Below are 5930 nucleotides of genomic sequence, written 5' to 3'. Positions count from 1 at the left end.
CCTCGTCCCGCTCCTCCAGGAGCGGCGCGGCGGCGGCCCGCGCCACGTCCTCGGGCACGCCCGCGCCGAGCCGCACGCGCGCGCCGAGTTGTCCGGGGTGTTTCGGCGTGCCTGGAAAACCGCCGTCGAAGCCGCTTCAAACCGACCCTTGGACGCCTTGACAAGGCTTTAGCGCGGCCTCCAGACTGGCGTTGCGCTAATCGCAATCCGTTTCGCTATACGCACCGAGGTGTCATGATGATTCCCGCGTGCCGTCTCGCGGATCTGCCGCGAGGCGAGGCCCACCGGCTCGACATCGACCCGCCGGTCTCGGTGTTCCACACCGATGACGGCGAGCTCTTCGCCATCGACGACACCTGCACCCACCAGGACGCCTCGCTCGCCGACGGCTGGCTGGAGGGCTGCGAGGTGGAATGCCCGTTGCACGCCTCGAAGTTCGACCTGAGGACCGGAGCCGTGGACGCCCCGCCGGCCAAGCTCCCGGTCCGCACGCACGAGGTCGTCGTCGAGGACGGAACTGTCTACGTGCGGCTGTCCACGGAGGCGCCCAACCTGCCGCCGTGCATCGCCTCCCGCCTGGCCGGAGGCCCCGCGTGAGGACCGTGGCCGTGGTGGGCGCCTCGCTGGCCGGTCTGTCGGCCGCGCGCTCACTGCGGAAACGGGGGTACGACGGTCGGCTGGTCGTCATCGGCGACGAGCCCCACCGCCCGTACGACAGGCCGCCGCTGTCCAAGGAATTCCTGGCCGGTGCCATCGGCGAAGCGGATCTGGCACTGGAGAGGGACGGCGAGGACCTCCGGGCGGAGTGGGTGCTCGGCGTCCGCGCCACCGGACTCGACCGCACCGAGCGGGCGATCCGGCTCGGCGACGGCCGGGAGGTACGCGCCGACGGCGTGGTCATCGCGACCGGCGCGGTCGCCCGTACCCTGCCCGGCACCGAGGGCCTCGCCGGAGTCCACGCGCTGCGCACCCTCGACGACGCCCGCGCCCTGCGGGACGAACTGGCCCGGGGCGGACGGCTGGTGGTGATCGGCGGCGGCTTCATCGGCGCCGAGGTCGCCTCCACGGCCCACGCTCTCGGCCTCGACGTCACCGTGATCGAGGCGGCGCCGACACCGCTGGCCGGACCGCTCGGCGAGGCCATGGGCGGCATCGTCTCCGCCCTCCACGCGGACCACGGCGTACGGCTGCTGTGCGGGGTGGGGGTCAAGGGGCTGAGCGGGGAGCGCCGGGTGGACGCCGTACTGCTGGAGGACGGCCGCAGTGTCCCGGCCGACACCGTCGTCGTCGGTGTGGGCGCGCGTCCCTGCGTCGAGTGGCTGCAGGGGTCCGGGGTCGCACTCGACAACGGCGTGAAGTGCGGTGCCGACGGCCGCACCAGCCTGGCCGGGGTGGTCGCCGTGGGCGACTGCGCCAACTGGTACGACCCGCACACCGGCGTCCATCGCAGGGTCGAGCACTGGACCGGCGCGCTGGAGCGGCCCGACGCGGCCGTGGCCACGCTGCTCGCGCACGGTGCGACGGAACCGGGCGTGCCCCGGCCTGCGTACTTCTGGTCCGATCAGTACGGCGTGAAGATCCAGTTCGTCGGCCACGCCGCCGGGGCCGACAGCGTGACGGTCGAGGAAGGTACGACCGACGACCGTAGTTTCCTGGCCGTCTACCGGCAGGCCGGCAGACCGGTCGCCGTGCTCGGGATGAACCAACCGCGGCTGTTCACCCGGTGGCGCAAGCAGTTCGCCGCCGCCGCGTCTTGACACCCGTGCTTGCGACCTCTCATGCTGCGTTGCACATAACACGCAGCGTTGCTTCATACACAACGCCGTTCGAAGTCGCTCTTCCCGGCGCGTGACTGACCTTTCCACGACGTTTCCCGAGGAGTGCAGCGTTGACCTCGACAAACCTGCCGGACAGCCTGATCGCCACCCTCCCCGGCTCCGCCTACACGGATCCCGGCATCTTCGCCCAGGAGCAGGAGCGCATCTTCGAGGCGATGTGGTTCTGCGTCGCGCGGGCATCGGACCTGCCGAAGCCCGGAGCCTTCCGCACCGTCGACGTGGGCCGCGAGAGCATCCTCGTCACCCGGGCCCGGGACAACTCGATCCGCGCCTACTTCAACGTCTGCCGGCACCGCGGAGCCAAGCTCTGCACCGATGGAACGGGCGAGGTCAAGCGTGCCTTCCAGTGCCCGTACCACGCCTGGACCTACGACCTCGACGGCAAGCTGGTCGCGGCACCCAACCTCACCAAGATGCCCGACGTGGGCCGCACCGAGTACGGCCTGGTGAGCGTGGCCGTCCGGGAATGGCTCGGCTACGTCTGGGTCTGTCTGGCGGAGAACCCGCCCTCCTTCGAGGAGGACGTCGTCGGCGAGGTCGTCGGCCGTCTCGGCGACGTGGAGTCGATCGAGCGCTACGACATCGCGAACCTCTCGGTGGGCCGGCGGATCGTCTACGACGTCAAGGCGAACTGGAAGCTCATCATCGAGAACTTCATGGAGTGCTACCACTGCGCCACGATCCACCCCGAACTCACCGAGGTCCTGCCCGAGTTCGCCGACGGCTACGCCGCCCAGTACTACGTCGGCCACGGCGCCGAGTTCGGGGCGGAGATCCAGGGCTTCACCGTCGACGGCTCCGAGGGCCTGGACCGCATCCCGGGGGTGTCCGAGGAGCAGGACCGCCGGTACTACGCGATCACGATCAAGCCGCAGGTCTTCATCAACCTCGTGCCCGACCACGTGATCTTCCACCGCATGTACCCGGTGGCCGTCGACCGCACGGTCGTCGAGTGCGACTGGCTCTACCTGCCCGGTGTGGTGGAGAGCGGCAAGGACGTCAGCCGGTCCGTGGAGCTCTTCGACCGGGTCAACCGCCAGGACTTCGACGCCTGCGAGCGCACCCAGCCCGGCATGAGCTCGCGGCTGTACGCCAAGGGCGGTGTGCTCGTCCCCAGTGAGCACCACATCGGCGCCTTCCACGACTGGGTGCAGGAGCGTCTCGGTACGCGGCAGCCGGAGTAGCGCAGGTGATGCCCGTGACCCGCGCGGGCGCACGCGGGCCGCTCGGCGGGCGTACCGGTGAGCTCAGCCCAGGTACCCCATGCGGTGGCTGATCTCCTCCGCACCCTTGACCAGCACCGGAGCCAGCTCGTGCATGCGCTCCTCGGTGAAGCGGTACGAGGGCCCGGAGGCACTGATCGACGCGATGACCTGGCCTTCCCGGTCGCGGATCGGCGCGGCCATGGCGTGCAGCCCGATCTCCAGCTCCTCCAGCGTCCAGGAGTAGCCGCGTTCCCGGGCCTCGGCGAGGTTCTTCTCGAGCTTCGCCTTCGAGGAGATCGTGTGGGGGGTCACCTTCTTCAGGCCGGCATCCGTCAGCAGTGCGGCGCGCTCCTTGGCGGGCAGGTGGGCCAGCATGATCTTGCCGCTGGAGGTGGCGTGCAGCGGGGTCAGCTCGCCGACCCAGTTGTGCGCGGCGACGGCGGCCGGGCCGCGCACCTGGTAGAGGTTGATCGCGTAGTGCTCCTGCATGACGGCGATGTTGACCGTCTCGCCGATCTCCTCTGCGAGGCGCTCACAGACCGGACGGCCCTGCTGGGTGATGTCGAGACGTCCCGTGACCGCCCCGGCCAGGCGTACGATGCCGAAGCCGAGCCGGTACTTGCCGCGCTCGCCCGACTGCTCCACGAGACCGCGCGCCTCCAGGGCGCCGAGCAGACGGAACGCGGTCGACTTGTGAACATCGATCTCGGCGGCCACCTCGCTCACGCCCGCTTCGCCGCGCTGGGCCAGGATCTCGAGGACGCTGATGGCCCGGTCGACGGACTGCACCCCGCCGGACTGCGAGCTGTTCGTTTCGGTATCCGGACTGTAGTTGCTCATAGCGGAACTATACGCGCAGTAAACAACGCACCTGCAAGTAACCCGGCGGAAACGAAGACCTTGCAAGTTGCGCGGTTCGCAACCTAGTGCGTATAGCGATACCCGTATTAGCATGCCTCGCGTATCGACGGCGCGAGCGAGCGAGACGAGGCACCATGGCTCCCCTGCACTACGACTTCGTCATCGTCGGCGGTGGATCAGCCGGCAGCGCACTGGCGAACCGACTCTCGGCCGACCCCGGAAACCGGGTGCTCGTGCTGGAGGCGGGCCGGTCCGACTACCCCTGGGACGTGTTCATCCACATGCCCGCGGCGCTGACCTACCCCATCGGCAGCCGCTTCTACGACTGGAAGTACGAGTCCGAGCCCGAGCCCCACATGGGCGGCCGGCGCATCTATCACGCCCGCGGCAAGGTACTGGGCGGCTCCAGCAGCATCAACGGCATGATCTTCCAGCGCGGCAACCCCATGGACTACGAGCGCTGGGGCGCCGACCCCGGGATGGAGACCTGGGACTACGCGCACTGCCTGCCGTACTTCCGGCGGATGGAGAACTGTCTCGCGGCCGACCCCGACGACGAGTTCCGCGGCCACGACGGCCCCCTCGTCCTCGAGCGCGGCCCCGCCACGAACCCGCTGTTCGGCGCCTTCCTCAAGGCCACCCAGGAGGCGGGCTACGCCCCCACCGACGACGTCAACGGCTACCGGCAGGAAGGTTTTGCAAAGTTCGACCGGAATGTCCATCGCGGTCGCCGGCTGTCGGCCTCCAAGGCGTACCTCAAGCCCGCCATGAAGCGGCCCAACCTCACCGTCACCACCCGCGCCCTCGTCACCAAGGTCCTCTTCGAGGGCAAGCGGGCCGTGGGCGTCGAGTACCGGCGCGGCCGGGGCCCCGTCCAGCAGGTCCGCGCCGAGGAAGTCATTCTGTGCGGCGGCGCCATCAACTCCCCGCAACTGCTCCAGCTCTCCGGCGTCGGCAACGCCGCCGAGCTGTCCGCCCTGGGCATCGACGTCGTCCACGACCTGCCGGGCGTCGGCGAGAACATGCAGGACCACCTGGAGGTGTACGTCCAGTACGGCTGCAAGCAGCCCGTCTCCATGCAGCCGTACATGGCGAAGTGGCGTGCCCCCTTCATCGGGCTCCAGTGGCTCTTCCGCAAGGGTCCGGCCGCGACCAACCACTTCGAGGCCGGCGGCTTCGCCCGCAGCAACGAGGACGTGGACTACCCCAACCTGATGTTCCACTTCCTGCCGGTCGCGGTCCGTTACGACGGCTCCTCCCCGTCGGGCGGCCACGGCTATCAGGTGCACGTCGGACCCATGTACTCCGACGCCATCGGCTCCGTGAAGATCAAGAGCAAGGACCCGCGGGAACACCCGGCGCTGCGCTTCAACTACCTCTCCACCGAGCAGGACCGCCGGGAGTGGGTCGAGGCGATCCGCGTGGCCCGCAGGCTGCTCAACCAGCCGGCACTCGCCCCCTACAACGACGGCGAGATCTCGCCCGGACCCTCCGTCGAGACCGACGAGGAGATCCTTGCGTGGGTCGCCAAGGAGGGCGAGACCGCCCTGCACCCCTCGTGCACCTGCAAGATGGGCACCGACGAGATGGCGGTCGTCGACCCGCTCAGCATGCGGGTGCACGGCCTGGAGGGGCTGCGGGTCGTCGACGCCTCGGTGATGCCGTACGTCACCAACGGCAACATCTACGCGCCGGTGATGATGATCGCCGAGAAGGCGGCCGACCTGATCCTCGGCAAGGAGCCGGAGGCGCCCTCCAAGGCCGCGTACTACCGCCACCGCGACGCCCAGAAGCAGGCCGGGTAGGGCCTTGGGCGCCGAGGCCCTGCGGGCGCTGCTGAGTCGCGTCCGCTACGAGGTGCTGCCGGCGAAGGCGACCGAGGAGAAGGTCCTCGCCCATGTCCCGCGCGACGTCGTGGTCACGGTCACGGCGTCGCCGGTCAAGGGCCTGGAGCCGACCCTCGGCCTCACCGAGCGGCTTGTGGCACATGGCTACCGTGTCGTCCCGCACGTGCCCGCGCGGCTGC

Annotated in this window: 5 protein-coding genes and 1 pseudogene; 5 read left to right on the top strand and 1 reads right to left on the bottom strand. The window is 69.7% G+C overall.

Annotated features, from left to right (window positions below; all coding sequences use genetic code 11):
* The first annotated feature begins 234 nt into the window (after nt 1-234).
* The 3 genes from AB0H32_RS46120 (at nt 235) to AB0H32_RS46110 (ending at nt 3022) form a co-directional block, all read left to right on the top strand.
* Complete coding sequence (locus tag AB0H32_RS46120; protein WP_234515333.1) at nt 235-597, top strand: bifunctional 3-phenylpropionate/cinnamic acid dioxygenase ferredoxin subunit; 363 nt, start codon at nt 235-237, stop codon at nt 595-597.
* Nucleotides 594-1757 carry an FAD-dependent oxidoreductase gene (locus AB0H32_RS46115; protein WP_361135033.1) on the top strand — a complete coding sequence of 388 codons (1164 nt, stop codon included), beginning with the start codon at nt 594-596 and terminating at the stop codon, nt 1755-1757. The genes AB0H32_RS46120 and AB0H32_RS46115 overlap by 4 nt, the downstream gene beginning before the upstream one ends.
* A gap of 131 nt (nt 1758-1888) precedes the next feature.
* Nucleotides 1889-3022: an aromatic ring-hydroxylating dioxygenase subunit alpha gene (locus AB0H32_RS46110; RefSeq protein ID WP_361135030.1), complete on the top strand. Its 1134-nt coding sequence runs from the start codon at nt 1889-1891 to the stop codon at nt 3020-3022.
* 63 nt (nt 3023-3085) lie between these two features.
* On the opposite strand, the gene AB0H32_RS46105 is transcribed toward AB0H32_RS46110, so the two are convergent.
* Nucleotides 3086-3883, bottom strand: a complete 798-nt coding sequence (locus AB0H32_RS46105; RefSeq protein ID WP_361135027.1) for an IclR family transcriptional regulator — start codon at nt 3881-3883, stop codon at nt 3086-3088.
* 155 nt (nt 3884-4038) lie between these two features.
* Between AB0H32_RS46105 and betA the strand changes: the two genes are divergently transcribed.
* Both betA and AB0H32_RS46095 read left to right on the top strand, forming a co-directional pair.
* On the top strand, nt 4039-5709 hold the full coding sequence (gene betA / locus AB0H32_RS46100; protein WP_361135024.1) for a choline dehydrogenase: 1671 nt from the start codon (nt 4039-4041) through the stop codon (nt 5707-5709).
* 4 nt (nt 5710-5713) lie between these two features.
* Nucleotides 5714-5930: pseudogene (locus AB0H32_RS46095) on the top strand (5,10-methylenetetrahydrofolate reductase); the annotation flags it as partial.

This window comes from Streptomyces sp. NPDC020362 (assembly GCF_040642095.1).
In the GTDB taxonomy this organism is placed as follows: domain Bacteria; phylum Actinomycetota; class Actinomycetes; order Streptomycetales; family Streptomycetaceae; genus Streptomyces.
This window is presented reverse-complemented; position numbering and strand designations above follow the sequence as displayed.

What these genes read in the sequence shown, in the direction of transcription:
- AB0H32_RS46120 (WP_234515333.1), top strand. Translation starts at nt 235, where the DNA reads ATGATGATTCCCGCGTGCCGTCTCGCGGATCTGCCGCGAGGCGAGGCC.
- AB0H32_RS46105 (WP_361135027.1), bottom strand. Translation starts at nt 3,883, where the DNA reads ATGAGCAACTACAGTCCGGATACCGAAACGAACAGCTCGCAGTCCGGC.
- betA (WP_361135024.1), top strand. Translation starts at nt 4,039, where the DNA reads ATGGCTCCCCTGCACTACGACTTCGTCATCGTCGGCGGTGGATCAGCC.